The 23249-nt window shown below is 69.3% G+C and carries 25 protein-coding genes; 7 read left to right on the top strand and 18 right to left on the bottom strand.

Annotated features, from left to right (window positions below):
* Positions 1-86: 86 nt before the first annotated feature.
* Together ACFWGJ_RS13240 and dacB are read right to left on the bottom strand one after the other, a co-directional pair.
* The gene (locus tag ACFWGJ_RS13240; RefSeq protein ID WP_387323239.1) at positions 87-1211 is read right to left on the bottom strand and encodes a zinc-dependent metalloprotease; all 1125 of its coding nucleotides are present in this window, start codon (positions 1209-1211) and stop codon (positions 87-89) included.
* 252 nt (positions 1212-1463) lie between these two features.
* On the bottom strand, positions 1464-3110 hold the full coding sequence (gene dacB / locus ACFWGJ_RS13235; protein WP_387323238.1) for a D-alanyl-D-alanine carboxypeptidase/D-alanyl-D-alanine-endopeptidase: 1647 nt from the start codon (positions 3108-3110) through the stop codon (positions 1464-1466).
* 79 nt (positions 3111-3189) lie between these two features.
* Between dacB and ACFWGJ_RS13230 the strand changes: the two genes are divergently transcribed.
* Both ACFWGJ_RS13230 and ACFWGJ_RS13225 read left to right on the top strand, forming a co-directional pair.
* Positions 3190-3681: an inorganic diphosphatase gene (locus tag ACFWGJ_RS13230; protein ID WP_033321679.1), complete on the top strand. Its 492-nt coding sequence runs from the start codon at positions 3190-3192 to the stop codon at positions 3679-3681.
* Between the two features lie 106 nt (positions 3682-3787).
* Positions 3788-5446, top strand: coding sequence for a threonine/serine exporter family protein (locus tag ACFWGJ_RS13225; RefSeq protein ID WP_387323236.1), 1659 nt, complete (start codon positions 3788-3790; stop codon positions 5444-5446).
* Positions 5447-5553: 107 nt separating this feature from the next.
* On the opposite strand, the gene ACFWGJ_RS13220 is transcribed toward ACFWGJ_RS13225, so the two are convergent.
* Positions 5554-6588, bottom strand: a complete 1035-nt coding sequence (locus ACFWGJ_RS13220) for a DedA family protein (RefSeq protein WP_387323235.1) — start codon at positions 6586-6588, stop codon at positions 5554-5556.
* Positions 6589-6728: 140 nt separating this feature from the next.
* On the opposite strand from ACFWGJ_RS13220, the gene ACFWGJ_RS13215 reads away from it, so the two are divergent.
* The gene (locus ACFWGJ_RS13215) at positions 6729-7094 is read left to right on the top strand and encodes a YbjQ family protein (protein ID WP_387323234.1); all 366 of its coding nucleotides are present in this window, start codon (positions 6729-6731) and stop codon (positions 7092-7094) included.
* 127 nt (positions 7095-7221) lie between these two features.
* On the opposite strand, the gene ACFWGJ_RS13210 is transcribed toward ACFWGJ_RS13215, so the two are convergent.
* Positions 7222-7980, bottom strand: coding sequence for a MerR family transcriptional regulator (locus tag ACFWGJ_RS13210; RefSeq protein WP_387323232.1), 759 nt, complete (start codon positions 7978-7980; stop codon positions 7222-7224).
* A 188-nt stretch (positions 7981-8168) separates the two neighbouring features.
* Here ACFWGJ_RS13210 and ACFWGJ_RS13205 point away from each other — a divergent pair, with 188 nt between their 5' ends.
* Positions 8169-9575: a glutamate decarboxylase gene (locus tag ACFWGJ_RS13205; RefSeq protein ID WP_387323230.1), complete on the top strand. Its 1407-nt coding sequence runs from the start codon at positions 8169-8171 to the stop codon at positions 9573-9575.
* Between the two features lie 118 nt (positions 9576-9693).
* On the opposite strand, the gene ACFWGJ_RS13200 is transcribed toward ACFWGJ_RS13205, so the two are convergent.
* The 9 genes from ACFWGJ_RS13200 to ACFWGJ_RS13160 all read right to left on the bottom strand — a co-directional run bounded on the left by ACFWGJ_RS13200 (position 9694) and on the right by ACFWGJ_RS13160 (position 18665).
* Entirely contained in the window at positions 9694-10812 is a 1119-nt protein-coding gene (locus ACFWGJ_RS13200) for a ferritin-like domain-containing protein (RefSeq protein ID WP_387323228.1), read from the bottom strand.
* An 82-nt stretch (positions 10813-10894) separates the two neighbouring features.
* Complete coding sequence (locus ACFWGJ_RS13195; RefSeq protein ID WP_387323227.1) at positions 10895-12100, bottom strand: acyl-CoA dehydrogenase family protein; 1206 nt, start codon at positions 12098-12100, stop codon at positions 10895-10897.
* Positions 12101-12155: 55 nt separating this feature from the next.
* On the bottom strand, positions 12156-13271 hold the full coding sequence (locus ACFWGJ_RS13190) for a methyltransferase (RefSeq protein WP_387323225.1): 1116 nt from the start codon (positions 13269-13271) through the stop codon (positions 12156-12158).
* A 3-nt stretch (positions 13272-13274) separates the two neighbouring features.
* The gene (locus tag ACFWGJ_RS13185; protein ID WP_387323223.1) at positions 13275-13979 is read right to left on the bottom strand and encodes a hypothetical protein; all 705 of its coding nucleotides are present in this window, start codon (positions 13977-13979) and stop codon (positions 13275-13277) included.
* 68 nt (positions 13980-14047) lie between these two features.
* Complete coding sequence (locus ACFWGJ_RS13180) at positions 14048-14734, bottom strand: TenA family transcriptional regulator (RefSeq protein WP_387323221.1); 687 nt, start codon at positions 14732-14734, stop codon at positions 14048-14050.
* Positions 14735-14813: 79 nt separating this feature from the next.
* Positions 14814-15242: a PaaI family thioesterase gene (locus ACFWGJ_RS13175; protein ID WP_387323220.1), complete on the bottom strand. Its 429-nt coding sequence runs from the start codon at positions 15240-15242 to the stop codon at positions 14814-14816.
* 309 nt (positions 15243-15551) lie between these two features.
* The gene (locus ACFWGJ_RS13170) at positions 15552-16193 is read right to left on the bottom strand and encodes a PadR family transcriptional regulator (RefSeq protein WP_387323218.1); all 642 of its coding nucleotides are present in this window, start codon (positions 16191-16193) and stop codon (positions 15552-15554) included.
* A 103-nt stretch (positions 16194-16296) separates the two neighbouring features.
* Positions 16297-17760, bottom strand: coding sequence for an aldehyde dehydrogenase family protein (locus tag ACFWGJ_RS13165; RefSeq protein WP_387323216.1), 1464 nt, complete (start codon positions 17758-17760; stop codon positions 16297-16299).
* An 80-nt stretch (positions 17761-17840) separates the two neighbouring features.
* Positions 17841-18665 (bottom strand): helix-turn-helix domain-containing protein, encoded by an 825-nt coding sequence (locus ACFWGJ_RS13160; RefSeq protein WP_387323256.1) that lies wholly within the window; start codon positions 18663-18665, stop codon positions 17841-17843.
* 344 nt (positions 18666-19009) lie between these two features.
* Here ACFWGJ_RS13160 and ACFWGJ_RS13155 point away from each other — a divergent pair, with 344 nt between their 5' ends.
* Positions 19010-19507, top strand: a complete 498-nt coding sequence (locus ACFWGJ_RS13155; protein WP_210881794.1) for an ATP-binding protein — start codon at positions 19010-19012, stop codon at positions 19505-19507.
* A gap of 149 nt (positions 19508-19656) precedes the next feature.
* Here ACFWGJ_RS13155 and ACFWGJ_RS13150 read toward each other — a convergent pair whose 3' ends face one another.
* The 5 genes from ACFWGJ_RS13150 to rpmG all read right to left on the bottom strand — a co-directional run bounded on the left by ACFWGJ_RS13150 (position 19657) and on the right by rpmG (position 22166).
* Positions 19657-19875 carry a DUF397 domain-containing protein gene (locus ACFWGJ_RS13150; RefSeq protein WP_387323255.1) on the bottom strand — a complete coding sequence of 73 codons (219 nt, stop codon included), beginning with the start codon at positions 19873-19875 and terminating at the stop codon, positions 19657-19659.
* 400 nt (positions 19876-20275) lie between these two features.
* A complete protein-coding gene (gene rpsR, locus ACFWGJ_RS13145; protein WP_387323214.1) occupies positions 20276-20545 on the bottom strand; it encodes a 30S ribosomal protein S18 in 270 nt (89 codons plus the stop codon).
* Positions 20546-20548: 3 nt separating this feature from the next.
* The gene (locus ACFWGJ_RS13140; protein WP_387323212.1) at positions 20549-21718 is read right to left on the bottom strand and encodes a GTP-binding protein; all 1170 of its coding nucleotides are present in this window, start codon (positions 21716-21718) and stop codon (positions 20549-20551) included.
* Complete coding sequence (locus tag ACFWGJ_RS13135) at positions 21718-21996, bottom strand: type B 50S ribosomal protein L31 (protein WP_381833588.1); 279 nt, start codon at positions 21994-21996, stop codon at positions 21718-21720. The genes ACFWGJ_RS13140 and ACFWGJ_RS13135 overlap by 1 nt, the downstream gene beginning before the upstream one ends.
* Positions 21997-22001: 5 nt before the next feature.
* Positions 22002-22166 carry a 50S ribosomal protein L33 gene (gene rpmG / locus ACFWGJ_RS13130; RefSeq protein WP_387323211.1) on the bottom strand — a complete coding sequence of 55 codons (165 nt, stop codon included), beginning with the start codon at positions 22164-22166 and terminating at the stop codon, positions 22002-22004.
* Positions 22167-22241: 75 nt separating this feature from the next.
* Here rpmG and rpmB point away from each other — a divergent pair, with 75 nt between their 5' ends.
* Positions 22242-22478 carry a 50S ribosomal protein L28 gene (rpmB, locus tag ACFWGJ_RS13125; RefSeq protein ID WP_387323253.1) on the top strand — a complete coding sequence of 79 codons (237 nt, stop codon included), beginning with the start codon at positions 22242-22244 and terminating at the stop codon, positions 22476-22478.
* Positions 22478-22783, top strand: a complete 306-nt coding sequence (gene rpsN / locus ACFWGJ_RS13120; RefSeq protein WP_387323210.1) for a 30S ribosomal protein S14 — start codon at positions 22478-22480, stop codon at positions 22781-22783. The genes rpmB and rpsN overlap by 1 nt, the downstream gene beginning before the upstream one ends.
* The last annotated feature ends 466 nt before the right edge of the window (positions 22784-23249 follow it).

Below are 23249 nucleotides of genomic sequence, written 5' to 3'. Positions count from 1 at the left end.
CCCGAGCATTGCACGCCTACCCATGCCCCACGGTCCCTCGGACGGGTGATTGGAGGGGCGTTCACCTGCCGTCGGCCGAATTCAATTCACGACTCTGCCTTACGGTGCACCCGCGCGACCCAGTCCGCCGGTTTGGCGATCTCCGACTTGGTGGGAAGTGTGTTCGGCGAGGTCCACACGCGGTTGAAGCCGTCCATGCCGACCTCGTCCACGACCGCGCGTACGAAACGCTCGCCGTCGCGGTACTGGCGAAGCTTCGCGTCCAGGCCCAGCAGCTTGCGCAGGGCGAGGTCGAGACGGGAGGCGCCGCGGGCGCGCCGCTGCTGGAACTTCTCCCGGATCTCGGCGACGGACGGGACCACGGCGGGGCCGACGCCGTCCATCACGAAGTCGGCGTGACCCTCCAGGAGGGACATCACCGCGGTGAGCCTGCCGAGGATCTCGCGCTGGGCGGGGGTCTGCACGATCTCGACGAGGGAGCGGGCCTCGTCGCCCTCCTCGCCCTCGGGGCGGCTGCCCGCGAGGGACTGGGCGGCCTCGCGGACGCGTTCCAGGACGGTCATGGGGTCGACCTCGGTCTCCCCCAAGAAAGACTGGATTTCGCCCTCAAGGTGGTCGCGCAGCCAGGGCACGGCCGTGAACTGCGTGCGGTGGGTCTCCTCGTGGAGGCAGACCCAGAGCCTGAAGTCGTGGGGCTGGACGTCGAGTTCACGCTCCACGTGCACGATGTTCGGCGCGACCAGCAGGAGCCTGCCGCCGCCGTTCTCCCCGGCGGGCAGTTCCCGGGTGGCCGGGGCGAACGTCTCGTACTGGCCCAGGACCCTGGAGGACAGGAAGGACAGCAGCATGCCCAGCTCGACGCCGGTGACCTTGCCGCCGACGGCGCCGAGGACGGCTCCGCCCGGGGTGCTGCCGCGACGTTCCTGCATCTTGTCGAGCAGCGGTTTGAGGATCTCCCGGAACCCGGCGACGTTCGCCCGGACCCAGCCCGGGCGGTCGACGACCAGAACCGGGGTGTCGTGGAGGTCGTCCCCGCCCATCCGCGTGAAGCCGCGGACGTGTTCCTCCGACGCCTTTGCATGCCGGCGCAGCTCGGCGACGACGGCCCTGGCCTCGTCGCGGCTCACCTCTGGGCCCGGCCGTACGAGCCGGGTCGCGGTCGCCACCGCGAGATTCCAGTCGACCATCTCGGCACCACGGATGCTCGTCATGCTGCCAACCGTACGTGAGCGCTGCCGCTGGGGGCAGGGGTGGGCCGTGCGGGCCCCGGGCCGGGGATCACGTGCGGGTGCGTCGTGGCTGGGCGCGCAGTTCCCCGCGCCCCTTACCGGCGCTCCCGCCCGGACTTCGGCTGAGCCGCCGTCGTGGCCGGGCGCGCAGTTCCCCGCGCCCCTTACGGGGCCCGGACCGCGCGGCCGACCCCCACCGGCCCGTGGACGAGCGGACAGCGGCCCGGTGCGGAGCTAGTTGCAGCCGCACCCAGCCAGGGTCGAGGCCAGGGCATCCAGGCCCTGCTGGGTGGTCGCGGCGTCCGTGGGCGGGTCGGACTCGGTGAGGAACGCGAAGGCCAGGAGGCGGCCGTCCGTGTCGACGACCGTGCCCGCGAGGGTGTGCACGCCGGTCAGGGTGCCGGTCTTGGCGCGTACGAGGCCGGTGCCGGGCTGGCCCGCGTACCGCTTGCTGAGGGTGCCGGTGAAGCCCGCGACGGGCAGGCCGGTGAGGACCGGGCGCAGTTCGGGGCGGTCCGGGTCGGCGGCCTCGGCCAGCAGGGCCGTGAGCAGGCCGGCGGTGAGCTTGTCCGCGCGGTCCAGACCGCTGCCGTCCGCGAACTTCGCCCCCTTGAGCGGCAGCCCGAGCTTCTTCAGCTGCTCACGGGTCGCCGCGCCGCCGCCCTTGAAGCTCGCCGGTTCGTCCGACGCGAGGGCGGTCTGGCGGGCGAGGGCCTCGGCGATGTCGTTGTCGCTGCTGGTCAGCATGCGTTCGACGAGTGCGGACAGGGGTGGCGATTTCACGGTGGCGAGGGTCTTGGCGCGGGCCGACGCCTTGGAGGTGCCGGGAACCGTGGTCCTGATACCGCGTTCGTGCAGGAGGTCGGCGAACTTCTTCGCCGCGTCCGCCGCCGGGTCGTCGCTGCGGTCCGCGGGACCGCTGGAGGAGTCGTCGAGGCGGCCCTCGTCGGCCATCAGGGCGGTGACCGGGGCGAGGTTGGTGTTGCCGGCGCCGATGGGGTGCACGGCGGTGCCCGCGTACAGCGAGGTGTCGTACGAGAGCGTCACCTCGCCCGCCTTGCCGCCCTTGCCGGTCTTTGTGCCCTTGCGGGACTTGAGGGCGCGGGCCGTGTCGTCGGCGAGGTCGCGCAGGCTCGCGTTGCCGGCCGCGTCCTTGCGGGCGGTCAGCGTGGGGTCGCCGCCGCCGACGAGGACGACCTCCTCGGTGCCGGGCTCCAGGACCGCCCGGGTCGCGATGCGGTGGTCCGGGCCGGCCGCGGTGAGCGCCGCCACGGCCGTCGCGATCTTCGTGGTGGAGGCCGGGGTCAGCGCGGTGTCGGCGCCCTTGCCGTACAGCCGCTTGCCGGTGGCCATGTCGACGACGGCGCCCGCCCGGTCGGTGCCGAGCGCGGGGTTGTCGAGCAGCGGTCCCAGGACGCCGCTCAGGGCCTTCTCCGTGGGCGACGGGACGCTGCCCACCGAGCCGCCGAGGCCCGCGAGCACGGACAGGGCGCTCGGCGCGGGCGCCGGCTCCTTGCCGGACGTACCGGACACCGAGCCGTGATCTGCGCCACCTGCGCGCTCCCGCGATGCGGCCCAGTCGCGCTCCGCCGTACGCTGGCCGGTGGAGTCCCAGGGCCCGGCCGCGGTGACCACGGTGGCCGCCACGACGAGTCCGAGGGCGGCGGCACCCGTCGTGAACTGCACGGTGGACGGCCGCCTGACCAGCGGTTTCACGACTCCCGTCGCCCGGGCGAGCGGTGGTTTCACAGCTTCCGCCGCCCGTACGAGCGGTGGCTTCACGGCTTCCGCCGCCCGTACGAGTTGCGGTCCCACGGATCGCGCGACCCGCACCACATGCGGTCTCGCGGCCCGCCAAGCCCTCAGCTCTGGCACGACCACCAGCCCCTTTCGCGATCACACACCTGCGTGAGGGACACTTAACCACCAGAACTATGTGTTGATCATGGAGGAGCCACCGGTGGAGTTCGACGTCACGATCGAGATTCCGAAGGGTTCACGGAACAAGTACGAGGTGGACCACGAGACCGGTCGGATCCGTCTGGACCGTCGCCTCTTCACCTCGACCAGCTACCCGGCCGACTACGGCTTCGTCGAGAACACCCTCGGCGAGGACGGCGACCCGCTGGACGCGCTGGTCATCCTGGACGAGCCGACCTTCCCCGGTTGCCTCATCCAGTGCCGCACGATCGGCATGTTCCGTATGACGGACGAGGCCGGCGGCGACGACAAGCTGCTGTGCGTCCCCGCGCACGACCCGCGCGTGGAGCACCTGCGGGACATCCACCACGTGTCGGAGTTCGACCGTCTGGAGATCCAGCACTTCTTCGAGGTCTACAAGGACCTGGAGCCGGGCAAGTCCGTCGAGGGCGCCAACTGGGTGGGCCGCACGGACGCCGAGGCCGAGATCGAGCGTTCGTACAAGCGCTTCAAGGAGACGGGCGGTCACTGATCCGTCTGTGTCCTGCGGGCCGCGTGACCCCGACCGGGTCGCGCGGCCCGTTTGTGTACCAGTGCGCATACTGGGGCGTACTGGACGTGCGAACCAGGAGTAGTGCGTGACGGAACCGGACGCCGAGGACCGCAAACCGCAGTCGGACGAGGCACGCAGCGCCTTCGTTCCGCCGAGCGGTGTGGTGACGCAGGCCCCGCCGGTCGAGGAGGAGTCCTCGACGACGTCCGAGTTCGCGCTGCCCAAGGGCTACGGCGCCCCGCAGACGCCCGCCGCCGATCCCGCCGAGGGGTCCGCGTTCAGCACGCCGAGGACGTACAGCTACCGGGACGCGCCGCCCGCCTTCACGCCCCCGGCTGGCATACCGCGCGTGAGCCTCACCAAGGACGCCCCCTGGCAGGACCGTATGCGCACGATGCTGCGTATGCCGGTCGCCGACCGGCCCGTGCCCGAGACCGTGCAGAAGACGGAGGACGAGGGCCCGGCCGTGCCGCGCGTCCTCGACCTGACCCTGCGTGTCGGCGAGCTGCTGCTCGCGGGCGGGGAGGGCGCCGAGGACGTGGACGCGGCGATGTTCGCCGTCTGCCGCTCCTATGGCCTCGACCGCTGCGAGCCGAACGTCACCTTCACCCTGCTGTCGATCTCGTACCAGCCCTCGCTGGTCGACGACCCGGTGACCGCGTCGCGGACCGTGCGGCGCCGGGGCACCGACTACACGCGGCTCGCGGCCGTGTACCAGCTCGTCGACGACATCAGCGACGACGAGACCGAGGTCTCCCTTGAGGAGGCCTACCGGCGGCTCGCGGAGATCCGCCGCAACCGGCACCCCTACAGCGGCTGGGTGCTGACCCTCGCCACCGGGCTGCTCGCGGGTGCGGCCTCCGTGCTCGTCGGTGGTGACGTCATCGTGTTCGTCGCGGCGGTCGTCGGCGCGATGCTGGGCGACCGGCTGGCGTGGCTGTGCGCGGGGCGCGGGCTGCCGGAGTTCTACCAGTTCACGGTGGCCGCGATGCCGGCCGCCGCGATCGGCGCCGCGCTCACGATCGCGCACGTCGACGTACGGGCGTCCGCGGTGATCACCGGTGGGCTGTTCGCGCTGCTGCCCGGGCGGGCGCTCGTGGCGGGCGTGCAGGACGGGCTGACCGGCTACTACATCACCGCCTCGGCCCGGCTCCTGGAAGTCATGTACTTCTACGTGGGCATCGTCATCGGCGTCCTGGTGATCCTGTACTTCGGCGTGACGCTGGGCGCCCAGCTCAACCCGGACGCGGCCCTGCTGTCCACGAACCGGCCGCTGTGGCAGATCGGCGCGTCGATGCTCCTGACGCTGGCCTTCGCGGTCCTGCTCCAGCAGGAACGGTCGACCGTGCTGGTCGTGACCCTCAACGGCGGTGTCGCGTGGAGCGTGTACGGCGCGATGCACTACGCGGGCGACATCTCACCGGTCGCCTCGACGGCGGTGGCGGCCGGTCTGGTGGGGCTCTTCGGGCAGCTCATGTCGCGCTACCGGTTCGCCTCCGCGCTGCCGTACACCACTGCGGCGATCGGGCCGCTGCTGCCCGGTTCCGCGACGTACTTCGGGCTGCTCGCCATCGCCCAGAACGACGTCGACCAGGGCCTTGTGCAGCTCTCCAAGGCAGCGGCGCTCGCGATGGCCATCGCGATCGGGATGAATCTGGGGTCCGAGATCTCGCGGCTGTTCCTGCGGCTGCCGGGGGCTGCCGCTGGTGCGCGGCGGGCGGCGAAGCGGACCCGGGGGTTCTAGGCTCTGTCCTCGGCGAGGGCGCCTTGTGCCGGTGGTCGGCTGACCGCCGGTGGGGGCTGAGCGCGCAGTTCCCCGCGCCCCTGAGGGGCGCGGGCCCAGGCGGCTGATCAGTTGCGGCCGTGATCCTGGCCGTAGGGGTACTGCTGCTGACCCTGCTGGTACGGCTGGCCCTGCTGGTACTGCTGCTGGTCCTCGGGGTACTGCTGGGCGTTCTGCCCGTAGCCCTGCGGGTACTGGTACTGCTGCCCGCCGTAGTTCTGGTCCTGGCCGTACGGCTGCTGCTGCTGGTAGTAGTCCTGCTGCTGGTTCTGGTTGCCGTACTGGTCGTACTGCTGCGGGCCGCCCTGGTCGCCGTAGCCCTGGTCCTGGCCGTGCTGGGGCCCGTACTGCTGGTCGTAGCCGTTGTGGTGGGGCTGCGGGATCTGGCGGAGCTGGGCCGTGCGGTCGTCCATGAGGGGGGCCGCCTGCTGGGCGTGACCGGCCTGGGGCTCGTCCTGCGTGCCGTTCGCCGCTGCCTTCTTGGACTTTCCGCGGGCCCGCAGGAACTCGATGATGATCGGGACGACCGAGATGAAGACGATCAGGAGCAGGATCGGCTCGATGTTCTTGTGGACGAACTCGATGCTGCCGAGCCAGGACCCGAGCGCCGTGACGCCCGCGCCCCACAGGACGCCGCCGATCACGTTGAAGATCAGGAACGAGCGGTACTTCATGCCGCTGACGCCGGCGATGATCGGCGTGAACGTGCGCACGACGGGCACGAAACGGGCCAGCACCAGCGACTTCGGGCCGTACTTCTCGAAGAACTCGTGCGCCTTGACGACGTTCTCCTGCTTGAAGAGGCGCGAGTCCGGCCGGGTGAAGAGGGACGGGCCGACCTTCTTGCCGAACATGTAGCCCGCCTGGTCGCCGAGGATCGCGGCGACGCAGATGAGCCCGATGGCGCCCCACAGCGGGAAGTCCAGGGTGCCCGCGGTGATCAGCATGCCCGCCGTGAACAGCAGCGAGTCACCCGGCAGGAAGAAGCCGATGAGCAGGCCCGACTCGGCGAAGACGATCAGGAGCAGGCCCCAGATACCGAACGAGTCCAGTAGGTAGTCCGGATCCAACCAGCTTGGGCCGAGGGCAAGCGTCGTCGTCACGATTCCGGGCTCCTGAGGTGGTGGATGCGGCGGCGGGCGAAGGTGTGGCCGACCAAAGTTATCAACGCGCCACGATGTGACCAGGTTCCACCGGCTCGTACAGGATGCACTGTGCCCCGACTGGGACAAAGCTGTGAGCCATGGGTATCGAAGAATACGGCGGGGGCCAGGGTCCCCGGCCCGACGTGCTGGTCGTGACGACGAACGACGTACCCGGCTACCGGGTCGAGCAGGTCATCGGTGAGGTCTTCGGACTGACCGTCCGCTCCAGGCATCTGGGCAGCCAGATCGGCGCGGGCCTGAAGTCGATGATCGGCGGCGAGCTGAAGGGCCTCACCAAGACCTTGGTGGAGACCCGCAACCAGGCCATGGAACGGCTCGTCGAGCAGGCAAAGGCGCGGGGCGCCAACGCCGTGCTGATGTTCCGCTTCGACGTGACGGACGCGCAGGACGTGGGCACGGAGGTGTGCGCGTACGGCACGGCCGTGGTGATCGTCAAGGAGTAGCCGACCGAGGAACAGCGCGGCCTTTCGGTAAGGGGCGTCCGCCATTGCGGGCGCCCCTTACCCAGGCCCCCTTGCCCCAGGCCCCTTACCTCAGGCGCCTCTCCCCCCGGGCGCCTCTGCCCGGTCCTCACGCGTGCCGCGCCGCGTTCGCCGTGATCGCGTCCCTGAGGTGCTCGGCCAGCCCCGGGCGCACGGAGTCGTAGAACTCCTTGAACCGCTGGTCGGACACGTACATCTCGCCGAGCCCTTGATGGATGGCGTACGAGCACGCGTAGAACCAGCGGGTGATGTGCTGCCGGTGTTCCTCGGCCATGTCCATGGCGGGCTCTCCCGTGGCGGGTTCACCGGAGGCCATCAGGGCGTCGTAGCGCCCGCCCCACGCGGCGGCCTCCGCCTGCATGCGCTGCCAGTCGTCCTTGCCGTAGCGGGCGGTGCGGCGCCGCGACTCGGCGTACGCCCGCGTGCCGCCCCAGCGGCTTTCGGCCTCCTCGGCGTGCTCCTCCGGGTCCCTGCCGCCGAAGACCTCGAATCTTTCCTCGGGTGTGAGATCGATGCCCATCGTGCGTGCCTCCATGGCGTGTTCCACGGCCGCGGCCATCTTCTGCAGCCTCTCGATGCGGGCGGTCAGCAGGTCGTGCTGCCGGCGCAGATGTGCGCGCGGATCCGCCCGCGGATCGTCGAGCAGGGCCGCGACCTCGTCGAGCGGGAACCCCAGCTCCCGGTAGAACAGGATCTGCTGCAGCCGGTCGAGGTCGGCGTCGTTGTAGCGCCGGTGGCCCGCGTGGCTGCGCCCACTCGGCACGAGCAGCCCGATCCCGTCGTAGTGGTGCAGCGTCCGCACCGACACTCCGGCGACACGGGCGACCTGTCCCACCGGGTGGCTCATGGCTCCGCTCCCTCTTTTCCGGCCTTTTCCGTACGCGGTCCAGGCTGACGCCTCACGTCACGTGAGGTGCAAGCCGTAAAGCCGCCTCACACGATGTCGGTTTTACCCGCTTTTGGCGTGGGGGTGGCCCACCATGGAGTCCTGGACCTTCTCGACCCCTGGACCCCGCCCAGACGAACGGAGGCATCATGGCGCTCCACAAAGGCCCCGCGAAGTCCGACGAGCACCCCTCGACCGTCAACCCCTTCTACGGGGAGGCGAATCCGGTCGGCGGCATGACCGAGGCACCGCCCCAGCACCGGCTGCCCGACGGGCCGCTGACGCCCTCCACGGCCTATCAGCTGGTGCGCGACGAGCTGATGCTGGACGGCAACTCCCGGCTCAACCTCGCGACCTTCGTCACCACCTGGATGGAGCCGCAGGCCGACATACTGCTCGGTGAGTGCCGCGACAAGAACATGATCGACAAGGACGAGTACCCGCGCACGGCCGAACTGGAGCGCCGGTGCGTGGCGATGCTCGCCGAACTGTGGAACGCGCCCGATCCGGCCGCCGCCGTCGGGTGTTCGACGACCGGGTCGAGCGAGGCGTGCATGCTCGCCGGCATGGCGCTCAAGCGCCGCTGGGCCAAGCGCAACGCGGACCGGTACCCGGGCGCCCGCCCGAACCTCGTCATGGGCGTCAACGTGCAGGTCTGCTGGGACAAGTTCTGCAACTTCTGGGAGGTCGAGGCCCGCCAGGTGCCCATGGAGGGCGACCGCTTCCACCTCGACCCGCGGGCCGCCGCCGAGCTGTGCGACGAGAACACCATCGGGGTCGTCGGCGTCCTCGGCTCCACCTTCGACGGGTCGTACGAGCCGATCGCCGAACTCTGCGCCGCGCTCGACGGGTTGCAGGAGCGCACGGGTCTGGACATCCCCGTCCACGTGGACGGCGCGTCCGGCGCGATGGTGGCGCCCTTCGTGGACGAGGACCTGGTCTGGGACTTCCGGCTGCCGCGGGTCGCCTCCATCAACACCTCGGGGCACAAGTACGGGCTGGTCTACCCGGGGGTCGGCTGGGCGCTGTGGCGCTCGCCCGCCGAGCTGCCGGAGGAACTGGTCTTCCGGGTGAACTACCTGGGCGGTGACATGCCGACCTTCGCGCTCAACTTCTCCCGTCCCGGCGCCCAGGTGGTGGCGCAGTACTACACCTTCCTGCGGCTGGGCCGGGAGGGCTACCGGGCCGTCCAGCAGACGACCCGGGACGTCGCCATGGGGCTCGCGGAACGGATCGGGGCCCTCGACGAGTTCCGGCTGCTGACCCGGGGCGACCAGCTGCCGGTGTTCGCGTTCACCACCGCCCCGGACGTCACGGCGTTCGACGTCTTCGACGTGTCCCGGCGCATGCGGGAGCGGGGCTGGCTGCTGCCCGCGTACACCTTCCCCGCCCACCGCGAGGACCTGTCCGTGCTGCGGGTGGTGTGCCGCAACGGCTTCTCCTCCGACCTCGCCCAGCTGTTCCTGGAGGACCTGCGCCGCCTGCTGCCCGAACTGCGCTGCCAGTCACGGCCGCTGACGAGGGACAAGGAGGCGGCGACCGGCTTCCACCACTGAGGCAGAACGGCGGCGCGGCTCGTTGCGCACAGCCTCCCGACTTCGTGCCGAGGGCGGTGCGGTACGGCGCGTGGGCAGGCGGGGAGGGTGTGCCGGGGGAAGGGAGGCCCGTCTGGACTCACTCGCTCCCGGGCGCCTCCTCGCCGAGCGCGATCGCTTCGTCGACCTCTTGCCTGCGGGCCGCGAGTTCGCGCTCGTGCCGCACCTGGTCCTCGGCCTCGGCGATGTCCTCGTCCTGCTTCATGAGAGATGCGAGGTTGCCCCTGGCGTTGTCGAGGATGCCCATCTTGCTGTACGCGGACCGGACTCGGTCGCCCCACAGCCCGATGTCCTTCACACAGGGGACGACTCGGCTGAAGAGCAGGGACTGGTACAGCTTGTACATCTCGGAGTTCTCGACATGGTCCATGCAGACGTCGAGCGGGAGGCCGAGCTGTTCGTACACTTCCGTGCCCTTGAAACGATCGCGCAGCAAGTAGCAGCCCTCGACGACGAATTCCTCGCGCTCGGCGCGTTCCCTGGAGGTCAGCCGGCTGTAGTGGTCCTTGAGCGCGAGCCGGCCGAAGGCGACATGACGGGCCTCGTCCTGCATGACGTAGGCGAGCAGCTGCTTGACCAGCGGATTGGTCGACAGGTCGCGGAAGAGGCCGAAGGCTGCCAGGGCCAGGCCTTCGATGAGTACCTGCATGCCCAGGTAGGGGAGGTCCCAGCGGGAGTCCTCCAGGGATTCGGCGAGCAGCTTGGCCAGATCCTGGTTGACCGGGTAGTACATGCCGGACTTCTCGCGCAGGAAGCGTGAGAAGAGCTCGACGTGGCGGGCCTCGTCCATGGTCTGGGTGGCCGCGTAGAACTTGGAGTCCATGTCCGGGGCCGAGGCGACGATACGGGCGGAAACGTTCAGGGCGCCTTGTTCGCCGTGGAGGAATTGGCTGAAGAGCCACGAGCCCTGGTGACGGGTGAAGGCGGTCCGTTCCTTCCGGTTCATCCGGTCCCAGATCCGGGAGCCGGAGAGCGGGTTGAACTCCTCCGGGAGGCCCGCCACATCGTCCGGGTCGACCTCCAGGCCCCAGTCGATGCGGGACCGGGCGTCCCACTGCTTGTCCTTGCCCTTCTGGTAGAGGTTCAGCAGCTGGTCCCGGCCGTTGTCGTAGTCCCAGCTGAAGCGCGTGTTTCCCGCCATGGGGACGCCCCAGATCTCCTCGGGTACCGGCGATACGTAGAAGTCGAAGGAACTCACTGCAGATCAGCCTCCGGCGGGAGCGGGTGGGGTGCGCACAGGGAGAGGGACCGCCCGGCGCAGGGGACCGGGCCGGTACCGGTCAGATCAGTCCCTCGGCCGACAGCGGGTTCCGGGCCAGGGCACGGTCGACGCCGAGCCACAGCGCCCCGGCCATCTCCATGATCTTGGGCTGGCCCATGAGGTGCTGGCTCACCGTGGTGAGGTCGCGCAGTCGGCGCTCCAGAGGGCAGTCGCGGTAGATCGAGGCGCTGCCGATCACGTCCGCCAGCAGACGTACGGCGTCGCGGCAGCTGCGGATGGTGTGCTTGTACGCGCCGACCAGGCAGGCGCGCAGGCGCAGCGAGGGTTCTCCGCCTTGTTCCAGCACCGCCCAGAGTTCGTCGAGGACGCCGTACAGATAGCTGCGGGCCGCGCCCACCATGGCGTGGGCCTCGGCGAGGTCGGCCCGTACCCTCGGGTCCTCCCGGGCGGGCGGGCGGCCGAGTGCTCCGGGCTTCGTGGCCAGGATCTCCTCGGCGTCCGCCAGCGCGCCGCGCGCGATGCCGAGCGGCACTCCGGGCAGATTCGCGAAGAACATGCCGGGCCAGCCGTAGAGCACGCCCTCGCGGCGACGTTCCCGCAGGTCACGAAAGCGGAAGGATTGCTCGGCGGGGACGAGGACGTCGTGCGCGCGGTAGTCGTGGCTGCCGCTCCCCGCCAGTCCGGTGGTGGTCCAGGTGTCGAGGATCTCGAATGCGGAGGCCGGCAGCACGGCCACCCGGGTCTCCGGCCGGCCTTCGTCGGTCAACGCCGGTGAACCGCCCTCGTACACCACCGCGCCACCGATGATCACGTCCGCGTGGGTGCAGCCGCTGCCGAACTGCCACCGGCCGTCCAGCCGGTAGCCCCCGTCGACGCGACGCAACGTGCCGGCCGGAACGATCCAGCCGGCCGTGATCGCGTCCAGGTCGCGGTACAGCTTGCGGGCCACCTCGTCGTCGAGCGCGGAGGTGTAGAAACCTCCGTCCGAGCCGATCATGGCGCACCAGCCGGCAGCGCCGTCGGCCGCCGAGAGTTCCTCCACGATGTCGGTCTGGGTGCGGATGTCGACCTCGGGCCCGCCCCAGGACCGTGGCATCGCCATGCGGAACACGCCCGTTGAACGCAACGCCTCGACGGTCCGGGCGGACAGCCGCCGGCCTTGCTCGTTCGCCGCGGCCTCCTCGCGCAATACGGGCGCGACGGTACGGGCATTGGCCAGGATGGCCCCGCCGTCCAGGGCGCTCGCTCCACCTGCCGAAGTCATGTCTGGCACCTCCCGTGCCGTGCGGGCCTTCCGTACGTCACTTCCGTATGTGCCGTCATGCCGGAGCGGCTTCCATGACCCGGAAGTCGGAGTCAGGCAGGGCCACCGTGCGGTCCAGCGAGAAGCCGGCTGCCTCAAGCAGCGCGCGGTACTCCTGCTCCGTGCGCTCCTTGCCGCCGGTCACCACCATCATGTGGAGGTCGAGGAGGAACGTGGTCGCGTCCTGCCGGCTGCCGGGAGTGACCTGGGGCGGCAGGACGCGCTCCAGGACGAGGACTCGGCCGCTGTCGGGAATCGCGGCGCGGACATTGCGCAGAATGGTGGTGCATTCGTCGTCGGTCCAGTCGTGGAGGATCTGCTTCAGCAGATAGGCGTCCGGGCCGACCGGGACGGACGCGAAGAAGTCACCAGTGACCAGGCGGGACCGGGAGGCCACCCCGGCGGCACGGAGGGTGGCGGCGGCGGTTTCGAGGCCGGACGGCAGGTCGAAGACGACCCCTCGCAGGGCGGGGTGCTCGCGCAGGACGTGCGCCATGAGGGTGCCGTCACCGCCTCCGAGGTCGGCCACGGTCCGGAAGCGGGCCAGGTCGGCCACTGCCAGGACGGCAGGGGCCTGCCGGCGGGTGTGCTCGGACATGGCCAGGTTGAAGGATGCGGAGGCGTACGGGTGACGTGCGTAGTAGTCGGCCCAATTGAGGCCGTGCGCCAGCTCCCAGGGGGTCCTGCCGGTCCGTATACCGGGGACCAGCTCACCCCAGCTGCGCCACACTTCCGGGCCGCACATCGTGTGGATCAGACTGTGGACGGAGTCGGGGGCGTCCGTTCTGAGTGGCTGACCGGGCTCGGCGAGCGCGAAGCGGCCTGAGTCGAGCGGGGTCACGAGACCCAGCCCGGCGAGGGCCAGGAGCAGCCGGCGCAGGGGCAGGGCTTGCGTGCCGGTCGACTCGGCCAGCTCCTCGCTGGTCATGGGCCGTTCGGCGAGCAGATCGGCGAGGCCGAGCTCGGCCGCGGCGCAGACGGTTTTGGCAGCCATGGCCTGCACGATCATCCGCATGAGGTGGAGCGACGCGGGCGGGTCCGGTTCGGGCACCTGCTGCCGGCCGGTACCGGCGAGGGAGAGGCCGACAGGAGGGGGACCGCTCGTACTGCCGAAGTGATGCGCTGACCGCACGATTCAGCTCCTCACGACTTCGGTCGGGCGTGCTTTCGCCGCGGCGACGTCGGCGGCTATCTTCCGCATCGTGACCTTTCGGTGAAAGTAGTGGTAGCTGCGCGATATCGCGTACTCGATGTGCTCCTTGCTGTCCGTCATGAAGTAGGTGACGTAATCGTGCACCTCCTCGTTCCGGAGGAGATGGAAGGGGGTATGGCGGACAGGTACGGTGCCGAAGTCGGTGAAGAGGGGGAGAAGATCGTGCCGTATCAGACCGGCCACGAAGTCGTAGCTTTCGGCGTGCGCGAGCAGGGCACAGTACTTCATGATGATGCCGAGCAGCAGATCACCCTTGTAGGAGTGCTCGACAGCCACATTGTTCACTTCGAGTACTTTTTTGCCGGCAGCACCGGGGATCACCTGATGGAAAGGTGATCCAGAATCCGTGGGAGTCAGCCGGAAGATGGCGACGAGCTGACCCCGGAAGGTGACCCTATAGCATTTGGATGATGCTCTGGGCAAGAAGTCCTCACTGAACATGCCCAGTGGCTTGAGGGAGTTCTCCAGAAATTCTGCGTACTCGCTGAGCTCCTGCGCACTCTTTATTTCCGAGGTCCGGTATTTTCTGACCTCTTGCAGGACTTCATCGTTCTTCGGCGCCGCGGCGAAGGTGACGGGGAAGGTCATGTCGCGGTTTTCCAGAACGTCCTCGACCGTGAGCTGCACGACTCCTCCGGTATGCATGACTTCACGTACTCACTACTCAACTGCTGTCCCGTCGGGCTTCGTCGGCGTTATGCCCCGGCCGCGAGAACGTCCTTGAACATCTGGCTGTAGTAGTGGATCGTCATCCTGCGCCCCTGGATGACCTCGTCGAGGTCGGTGTCCTTGATGAGGAAGTCATTGACCGCTTCTTTGACGTCCTCGATGTGCTTGGCGTCGAAGCCGGCGTGGCTGTGGATGAAGGTGACCTGGTTGCGGTCCAGGCCGTACGTGTCCTTGAGGATCTCGGCCATCGATCCGCCCAGTTCGGCACCGAGACCCTCGGTGAGGCTGGCCACCCCGAGGATGCCGAGGGGGCTTCCATAGGTCGCCATGTAGTAGTTCTGGGCGACCAGGCCCCATGAGCCCGGTCCCGGAGGTTCGGCCAGGACGGCCTCCGGATCCTCGCCGAGCTGCCTGAGGTCCTTGACGCAGAAGAGGTCGTGGTTGTTCTCCTCCTGGACCTGCTCGAAGAACCAGTCCCGCAGTTTGCGGTAGTCGTCCTCAAGCCTGGCACCGGCGAGCGACAGCATCCGGGAGGTGTGGCGCACCATGTGGTACGTCTCCCGCAGGTAGGCGACGTAGTGCGCCCGCGTCATTTTTCCGCTCGCCACGACATCGAGGAGCGGGTTCTGCTCGATCTCGGCCTTGAATTCCAGCTCCGTTGCGGACAGGAGCCTTTCGAAGTTGCTTTTTAAGTGGCTCGGTTTCCTGTTCATCGTGGGCCAACCTCGGATCGATGGGGACATGGCACGGCTGCGCCATGAGCTGAGGGTCGGAGCGAACAGCGGACGGGAGTCAGCCGACCGTCGGGGTGTTCTTGGCGTTCTCCGGGAACGGGAAGAGGCGGAAGCTGCCGATCGACCGGGCGAGCAGGCGGCCTTCGGTGTCCGTGAGTTTGCCCTCAAGAAAGGCGGACCGCTCGTTCATCGACGTGATGCGGCCTTCACCGAGCACCTCGCCCGGGGCGACCGGCCGCATGAACTCGGTGGTCATGGAGATGGTGACCGGCAGGAACTTCGCCTGCGTCAGACCGACGACAGCCGAACCCATGCATTCGTCCAGCATGGCGTTGATGAAACCACCGTGGATGGTGCCGCCGGGGTTCATGAATTTCTTGGAAGCAGTGAAAGACAGCTGAATGGACCGCGCTTCCTCGTCGAGCCCCAGCAACGTCCAATTGATCATTTCCGCCACGGGAGGACGCTCGCCGAGGCGGTCGTACACGGTGCCCTCTTCTTTAAGGTATGTTTCAGACAATTGCGGGACACTCCCCATCCATGTTTCCGGCCGGTAGCATCGGACATGATTGACTGAACGGTAACGTAGCGTCAAGGGGGTGACGGCGAGGATTCCCACCCTGACTTGAATCCGTCTCCGAGCCCGACTGGCGGCATAGATCAGACACCCTGACGATCTTTCGAGTGCGCTGATCGCACGTGTTTTTCAAGGTCGATAATCTTTGCCACACGCGACGAATTCCCGATGAATTTCGGACACCGGCCCGCGACGTGTCGGATTTTTAGTCAACCTTGATTAACCGGCGTCTTCCGGATGCGTCTCCGCCGTGCTGTACGGGTTCTCCCCGCCCTCCGGGAGCACCCCGACGAACGGCTCGCCCTCTCCCGCGAAGGTGTACGCACCGCCCTTGATCCGCTGGATCAGGCCGCGGGTCCACTCGGCGCCGCTGTCGGCGGAGTGGACCCAGAAGTTCATGATCTCGCCGATGTGGCCGAGCTGGCCCGGCCCGTCGTCCGGCACGTAGTGCTCGGTGACGGCCGTGCGCCACTCCTCGATGCCCCGCACCCGCTCCTCCAGGAGTTCGAGCGCCTCGTCGCGGCCGAGGTCCACCACGAAGCCGAGCGCCGCGGAGAGGACGTCCGGCTTCTGGTCGTACGAGGTCAGGGACTCGCGCAGCAGGGTGAGGTACTCCTGCGTGCCCTTCTGCGTGATCTCGTACTCCGTGCGCGGCGGGCCGCCGACCGTGGAGGGCGCGATCTCGTGGGCGATCAGCATCCCCTGCTTCGCCATCTGCTTGAGCGCGTGGTAGATCGAGCCCGGCTTGGCGTTGGACCACTCGTGCGCGCCCCAGTACTCCAGGTCGTTGCGCACCTGGTAGCCGTGGGCCCGGCCGTGCTGACGTACGGCGCCGAGGACGAGAAGGCGGATCGCTGACATGCGGTCAAGCGTAGGGCCGCCCCGCGCGCCGGGCCCAACGGACCCGGCGCGGACCTGTCGGCCCTGGAACCGCCCCGTTCTGAGCGGTTCTGCCCGGAAACGCTCAGAACGGGAAGAAGCTGCGGCCGTGCTGGACCGAGATCCACTTCTGGGTGGTGAACGCCTCGACCGTGGCCTCGCCGTTCAGCCGGCCCACGCCCGAGGACTTCTCGCCGCCGAAGGCGACCAGCGGCTCGTCGTGCACGGTGCCGTCGTTCACGTGGAACATGCCCGTGTCGATCCGCTTGGCGAAGGAGACACCGCGCTCGACGTCGGCGGTGTGCACGGCGCCGCTCAGCCCGTACGGGGTGTCGTTGACGATCCGTACCGCCTCCTCCTCGCCGTCGAACGGCACGAGGAGCGCGACCGGGCCGAAGATCTCCTGCCGGAGGACGTCGGACTCGGCGGGCAGACCGGTCAGGACGGTCGGCTCGACGAGGTTGTCGTTGGTGGCGCCCCGCACGAGCGCGGTCGCGCCCTCGGCGAGCGCCTGGCCCACCACGGACGACAGCGCGTCCGCCTGCGAGGAGTTGATGACCGGGCCGATGACGGTCTCCGGGTCGCTCGGGTCGCCGACCTTGAGGGACTTCACCTTCGCCACGAACTTCTCGGTGAACTCCGTCTCCACCGAGCGGTCCACGAGGATGCGGTTCGCGGCCATGCAGACCTGGCCCTGGTGCACGAACCGGCTGAAGACCGCGGCGTCCACGGCGTAGTCGACGTCCGCGTCGTCCAGGACCACCAAGGCGCTGTTGCCGCCCAGTTCGAGGATCGAGCGCTTGAAGTGCGCGGCGCAGACGGTCGCGACATGGCGGCCGACCTTGTCGGAGCCGGTGAAGGAGATCACCTTCGGGACCGGGTGCTCCAGGAAGGCGTCGCCGATCTCCGCGATGTCGGTGATCACGACGTTGAGCAGACCGGCCGGCAGACCCGCGTCCTCGAAGATCTTCGCGACCAGCGAACCGCCCACGATCGGGGTGTTCTGGTGCGGCTTGAGGACCACGCCGTTGCCGAGGGCCAGGGCGGGCGCCACGGACTTCAGGGACAGCAGGAACGGGAAGTTGAAGGGGCTGATCACACCGACGACGCCGACCGGGACGAGGTAGAGGCGGTTCTCCTTGGTGTCGCCGGGCGAGGGGATGATCTTGCCCTCGGGCCGCAGCGCCAGGTTGACCGACTCGCGCAGGAACTCCTTGGCGAGGTGCAGTTCGAAGCCGGCCTTCAGCCGGGTGCCGCCGAGTTCGGCGACGATCACCTCGGCGATCTCCTGCTCGCGCTCCTCGACGATCCGCAGCGCCTTCTCGAACACGGCCCGCCGCGCGTACGGGTTCGTCGCCGCCCATTCCTTCTGGGCGCGGGCGGCGGCCCGGTAGGCCTCGTCCACCTCGTCGACCGTGGCTATCGTGATCGAGGCCAGCTTCTCACCGTCGTACGGATTGAAGTCGATGATGTCCCAGGACCCGGTGCCAGGACGCCATCGGCCGTCGATGTACTGCTGAGCCAGGTCGGTGAAGTAGGACGACGACATGTGATCCCTCAATCCCTTGCTGCCCGAGGCAACAGCCCATGCATCTTCACGGTCTGATCACATGTCATCGTACGGGTGTTTCAACTGAGTTGGAGCAGTCCTCTGAGCAAATCGCGGCTCTCGTCGGGGCCCGGACTGTCCTGCTGGAGCTCCTTCATCGCCTTCTCGTACTGGGCGACGTCCTCGCGCTTGTCCAGATACAGCGCGCTGGTGAGCTGTTCCAGGTAGACCACGTCGGACAGATCGGACTCGGGGAAGCTGAGCACCGTGAAGGCGCCGCTCTCCCCCGCGTGCCCGCCGAAGCTGAACGGCATCACCTGCAGCCGCACGTTCGGGCGCTGGGAGATGTCGATGAGGTGCTGGAGCTGACCGCGCATCACGCTCCGGTCGCCGTAGGGCCGCCGCAGCGCCGCCTCGTCCAGCACCACGTGGAACTCGGGCGCGCTCTCCGCCACGAGGTACTTCTGGCGCTCCAGGCGCAGCGCCACGCGCCGCTCGATGTCGGCCGCGCTCGCGCCTGTCATGCCCCGGGTGACGACCGCGTGCGCGTACGCCTCGGTCTGCAGCAGCCCGTGCACGAACTGCACCTCGTACGAGCGGATATGGGCCGCGGCGCCCTCCAGCCCGACATAGGTCGGGAACCAGCTGGGCAGGACGTCCGAGTAACTGTGCCACCAGCCCGCGACGTTGGCCTCCTTGGCGAGCGAGAGCAGTGACTTGCGCTCCGCCTCGTCGGCAATCCCGTAGAGCGTCAGCAGATCCTCGACGTCTCTCGTCTTGAAGCTCACCCGGCCCAACTCCATACGGCTGATCTTCGATTCGGAGGCGCGGATCGAGTAACCGGCCTTCTCACGGGTGATCCCACGCGATTCGCGCAGCCGCCTCAGATGTGAGCCGAGCAGCATGCGCCGTACCACCGATCCCGACTCCTGCGCGCTCACGTTCGCCAGCCTCCCCAACCCGTCTTCAAGGGCCGCAGTCTGCCACTAAAACACTTCAAGCAGTACTCGTTCGGTTACAGAAACGGCAAGCTTTCAGGGGAGTTACACAGGAAACGACAAGGAGAAGACAAGCCAGACCGAGAAATGTGGCGGAGAGGTGGCGGAAAAAAGCACCAACAAGCGGCACGGGAGGGTCCAATTCGGGCGCGTGCACGTGCATCTGCCCTTGCATCTGCTGAACGCAGACGGAACGATGGTCTCGCGCCACCGCTGCATCGCAACGACCGCGAACCCCGGGAGTGCCTCGCATGGGGACGAATGGATCGACCATGCTGGAGCCGTTAAGGCAGGGGCTTCCGCCACTGGACCCGGCGGCCGTCTCCAACGCCGCCTCCTGCGCCCTCCCGCCCCGTTACGAAGCGGTGCGCGACGCACGGCAGTTCACCCGCCGCACGCTCGACCAGTGGGACGTGGGCAACCGCTTCGACGACATCTGTCTGGTGGTCTCGGAACTCGTCACCAACGCGCTGCGGCACGCGCTGCCCGCGGACACCCCCCGCTCCGCCGACCAGGACCCGCCCGTGCGGCTGCACCTGATGCGGTGGACCGAGCGGCTGGTGTGCGCGGTGCGCGACCCCAGCCACGACAGCCCGGTCGCGGGCGACTCCGACGACTTCTCGGCGGAGTCGGGACGGGGCCTGTTCCTCGTCGAGTCCTTCGCCGACGGCTGGGGCTGGCACCCGCTGGCCAACACGCTCAACGGCAAGGTCGTCTGGGCGCTGTTCCGCCTGGGGCCCTCCGCGTGACGAACCGCGGCGCTTTTTTCGCGCCGCGGTTCTACGCGCGTTACGGGGTCCCGGGGCCGTCGGGCGCTCCGGCGTGCCACCGGGCGCACGGCACGCGGTCCGTATACACCGCCCCGCACCTCCGCACGCGCCGCTGACGGCCGCCGGCGTCAGCCCGCTATCAGGTGGTCGAACTCGCCGTCCTTGATGCCCAGGAGCATGGCCTCGATCTCCGCGCGGGTGTAGACGAGGGCGGGGCCGTCGGGGAAGCGCGAGTTGCGCACGGCCACCTCGCCGCCGGGCAGCCGGGCGAACTCCACGCAGGAACCCTGCGAGTTGCTGTGCCGGCTCTTCTGCCAGGCCGCCCCGTGCAGCTCCGTGGCAGCCATGCCGTTGTACACGTCGTGGTCCACAGGTCGCTCCCCGGTGGTGCATTGGCGTCTGTTGCCATAGATGCAGTGGTCAACTGCCCCGGATCATAGCTGTCTTCACATGCAGATGCATGGGCAGATGCACGTGCACGGGGGGTGGTCTCGTGGTTACAGGTTTGACGGTCGCGAAGCCCGAATCGTTCCAACTCCGCGCCCGTTCAATGGAAAGAGACGCACACCGGGCCCTTCGTGTTCCCTCACGAGCCCGCCCCGCCCGAAGAATGAACGGGCGGGGCGGGGCCGGCGGGCCGGCGGGGGCGGACGGGGCCCGGGAGGCCGCCGGGACCTTGGGGTACCTGGGGAGCAGGGAACCACGGGAGTCCTCCGGGACCGGCTGAGGCCTCCGTGGCGGCCGTGCCTAGCGTGACGCGTAGGGCAGCAGAGCCATCTCGCGGGCGTTCTTGATCGCGCGGGCCAGCTGTCGCTGCTGCCGGGCGGAGACCCGGGTGACCCTGCGACTGCGAATCTTTCCGCGGTCGGAGAGAAACCTCCGCAGCAGGTCCGTGTCCTTGTAGTCGATGTACGTGATCTTCGCCGCATCCAACGGGTTGGGCCGGGGCGGGGACACCTTGCGTCCGGCGTTGCGAGTGGTGCGGGTGTTACGGGCGCCGGGGGCGTCACGGGCCATGGGTCAGACCTCCAGGAGGGTGTCGAAGGCGGGCGGGAGCCGTTTCCAGGCGGTGCGTCCTGCGGCGTACTCCGTGTCGGTCAGCAGGCAGGACTCCAGGAGCAGTTCGAGCCCGTCGCGGTCGAGGCCCGGTGAGGTGAAGACGAGGTGCTGGCAGCAGTCGCCGTGCTCGGGATGCCAGTCGAGCGCGGCGGCGGCCCGGCGCACCGGCGGCACCATGTCCCAGGCCGCGTCGGGCAGGGACGCCATCCACGGCCCGGCGCTCTCCACGCACAGCGCGCCGCCGGCCGCGTCCCAGTGCAGCAGGGTGTCGGGCCGGTCCGCGAGCCAGAACCGGCCCCGGCTGCGCGCGGCGGCGCAGGCCAGGTCCTCCAGCGCCGCGTAGAGCCGCTCCGGGTGGAACGGCCGGCTCCGGTGCCATACGAGCGTGGTGACGCCGCATTCGTCCGCCTCGGCGGGCAGCAGCGCGCAGGCCGGATGCTGGGCCGCGGCGGCCGACTCCACGTCGAAACCGGCGAGTGCGGCGGCGGCGAGGGGTGAGGGAGCGGAGGGTGCGGGGGTGGCTTCCCCGGCGTCGGGCCCGGAGGGGGTGATCGGGATCCGGTGGGCGGTCGGGTGGAGCTGGGCCAGCAGGGCGCGGTCCTCGTCGTCGGCCTCCGCCGAGTCGGCGAGGGCCAGGACCGGGGCGTACTCCAGCTGACGGGCGAAGGTGTCGGCGATGGTGCGCTGGTCGGTCGGGGCGGCGGCGAGGCCCGCGTCGGCGAGGTCGTCGCCGTTGCCGAGGTACGGGAGCACCAGCGCGGGGTCGACCGCGGTGATCACACCCGTCAGACGGAGCCCTGCGCTCGCGACCACCTCGGCCATCGCCTTCGGCTCGACCGAGTCCCACAGTTCGACGATCGCGAGCCGGGTCACGCCGTCCGCCGCGAGCCGCTCCAGCTCCGGGACGAGGTCCTCGCGCAGGGCGCAGCACGCGCAGTCGTTGACGAGCGGTGCCTCACCGGCCGAGACGATGCCGGTGCGGTCGCGGACGGTCCGTACCACCGTGCCCTGCACGGCCGTCGCGAGGTCGTGGTGCAGTGCCACGGCGCCCGGCACGTCGGCGAGCAGGCGGTCCACGGCCTGCACGCGGGCGTCGGCGTGCAGCCCGCCGACGACGGCGACGGACAGCATCAGCGCTCCCCGCTCTGGCCGTCGCGCCGGCCGTGGCCCGCGCCGAAGCGGCGCTCGAAGCGCTCCACGCGGCCGGCCGTGTCCAGTACGCGGGCCGTGCCCGTGTAGAAGGGGTGGCTCACGTTCGAGATCTCGACGTCGACGACCGGGTACGTGTTGCCGTCCTCCCACTCGATCGTCTTGTCGCTCGTCATGGTCGAGCCGGTCAGGAAGGCGTGGTTCGCGGCCCGGTCCCGGAAGACGACGGGTCCGTACGCCGGGTGGATTCCCTCACGCATGGCGTTCAGCGCTCCTCTCGGAAGTCGACGTGCCGGCCGGCGCGGGGGTCGTACTTGCGCAGGGTCATCCGGTCGGGGTCGTTGCGGCGGTTCTTGCGGGTGACGTACGTGTAGCCGGTTCCGGCCGTGGAACGGAGTCTGACGACCGGGCGGAGTTCGTTGCGTGCCATGTGGCTAGTATATGAAAACGACTCCCATTACCAATAACGGGGATGGGAGAGATCGAGAGAGGTACGTCACTCACCATGTCCGCGCACTGCATGCTGACCGGGGCCCGGCCGGGCTTCGGCAAATCCATCTCCCACTCGCACCGGCGCACGTCGCGCCGCTTCGACCCGAACATCCAGAGCAAGCGGTACTGGCTGCCGGGCGAGGGGCGGTACGTACGGCTGAGGCTGAGCACCAAGGGCATCAAGACGGTCGACGTCATCGGCGTCGAGGCCGCCGTGGCGCGGATCCGGGCCCGCGGGGTGAAGGTCTGATGGCGAAGAAGAGCAAGATCGCGAAGAACGAGGCGCGGCGGGTCGTGGTGGCGCGGTACGCCGTGCGGCGGGCCGAGCTGAAGGAGATCGTGCGGCGGCCGACCTCCACGGAGGCGGAGCGGCTGGCCGCGGGACGGGAGCTGCGGCGGCAGCCGCGGGATGCTGCGGCGGGGCGGGTACGCAACCGGGACGCGGTGGACGGGCGTCCGCGGGGCTATTACCGGGCGTTCGGAATCTCCCGGGTGAACCTGCGGGTACTGGGACATGGAGGCTTCCTGCCGGGGGTGCGGAAGTCTTCCTGGTAGGGGCAGGGGGTGGCTCGGCCTGCGCATTGGCTGCGGGCCGGCGGGGGCCGGTCGCGCAGTTCCCCGCGCCCCTGGGGGGCGGGGTGGCTGGGGCTGCGCATTGGCTGCGGGCCGGTGGGGGCTGAGCGCGCAGTTCCCCGCGCCCCTTAAAAACAGGTCGGTGGAGGCCGGGTGCGCAGTTCCCCGCGCCCCTGGGGGGTGGGTGGCTGGGGCTGCGCTTTGGCTGCGGGCCGGTGGGGGCTGAGCGCGCAGTTCCCCGCGCCCCTAAAAACGGGCCGGTGGGGGCTGGGTGCGCACCCCGGCGGCCCCCTCAGGGGCGCGGGGAACGGCGCGGTCTTTGCCTTCAGGGGCGCGCTCAAAGATGGGGCGCAGCCCCTCTTGAGGGGCGCGGGGAACTGCGCGGCCAGCCACCCACCTCCCGCAGCCGCAACACTCCGGCAAGCGCCACGTCGCACAGCGCACCCAC

Source organism: Streptomyces sp. NPDC060205 (assembly GCF_042728395.1).
Lineage (GTDB): Bacteria > Actinomycetota > Actinomycetes > Streptomycetales > Streptomycetaceae > Streptomyces.
This window is presented reverse-complemented; position numbering and strand designations above follow the sequence as displayed.

What these genes read in the sequence shown, in the direction of transcription:
- ACFWGJ_RS13240 (WP_387323239.1), bottom strand. Translation starts at nt 1,211, where the DNA reads ATGACGAGCATCCGTGGTGCCGAGATGGTCGACTGGAATCTCGCGGTG.
- ACFWGJ_RS13215 (WP_387323234.1), top strand. Translation starts at nt 6,729, where the DNA reads ATGGGTATCGAAGAATACGGCGGGGGCCAGGGTCCCCGGCCCGACGTG.
- ACFWGJ_RS13210 (WP_387323232.1), bottom strand. Translation starts at nt 7,980, where the DNA reads ATGAGCCACCCGGTGGGACAGGTCGCCCGTGTCGCCGGAGTGTCGGTG.
- ACFWGJ_RS13205 (WP_387323230.1), top strand. Translation starts at nt 8,169, where the DNA reads ATGGCGCTCCACAAAGGCCCCGCGAAGTCCGACGAGCACCCCTCGACC.
- ACFWGJ_RS13195 (WP_387323227.1), bottom strand. Translation starts at nt 12,100, where the DNA reads ATGACTTCGGCAGGTGGAGCGAGCGCCCTGGACGGCGGGGCCATCCTG.
- ACFWGJ_RS13180 (WP_387323221.1), bottom strand. Translation starts at nt 14,734, where the DNA reads ATGAACAGGAAACCGAGCCACTTAAAAAGCAACTTCGAAAGGCTCCTG.
- ACFWGJ_RS13170 (WP_387323218.1), bottom strand. Translation starts at nt 16,193, where the DNA reads ATGTCAGCGATCCGCCTTCTCGTCCTCGGCGCCGTACGTCAGCACGGC.
- ACFWGJ_RS13165 (WP_387323216.1), bottom strand. Translation starts at nt 17,760, where the DNA reads ATGTCGTCGTCCTACTTCACCGACCTGGCTCAGCAGTACATCGACGGC.
- ACFWGJ_RS13160 (WP_387323256.1), bottom strand. Translation starts at nt 18,665, where the DNA reads ATGCTGCTCGGCTCACATCTGAGGCGGCTGCGCGAATCGCGTGGGATC.
- ACFWGJ_RS13155 (WP_210881794.1), top strand. Translation starts at nt 19,010, where the DNA reads ATGGGGACGAATGGATCGACCATGCTGGAGCCGTTAAGGCAGGGGCTT.
- ACFWGJ_RS13150 (WP_387323255.1), bottom strand. Translation starts at nt 19,875, where the DNA reads ATGGCTGCCACGGAGCTGCACGGGGCGGCCTGGCAGAAGAGCCGGCAC.
- rpsR (WP_387323214.1), bottom strand. Translation starts at nt 20,545, where the DNA reads ATGGCCCGTGACGCCCCCGGCGCCCGTAACACCCGCACCACTCGCAAC.
- ACFWGJ_RS13140 (WP_387323212.1), bottom strand. Translation starts at nt 21,718, where the DNA reads ATGCTGTCCGTCGCCGTCGTCGGCGGGCTGCACGCCGACGCCCGCGTG.
- ACFWGJ_RS13135 (WP_381833588.1), bottom strand. Translation starts at nt 21,996, where the DNA reads ATGCGTGAGGGAATCCACCCGGCGTACGGACCCGTCGTCTTCCGGGAC.
- rpmG (WP_387323211.1), bottom strand. Translation starts at nt 22,166, where the DNA reads ATGGCACGCAACGAACTCCGCCCGGTCGTCAGACTCCGTTCCACGGCC.
- rpmB (WP_387323253.1), top strand. Translation starts at nt 22,242, where the DNA reads ATGTCCGCGCACTGCATGCTGACCGGGGCCCGGCCGGGCTTCGGCAAA.
- rpsN (WP_387323210.1), top strand. Translation starts at nt 22,478, where the DNA reads ATGGCGAAGAAGAGCAAGATCGCGAAGAACGAGGCGCGGCGGGTCGTG.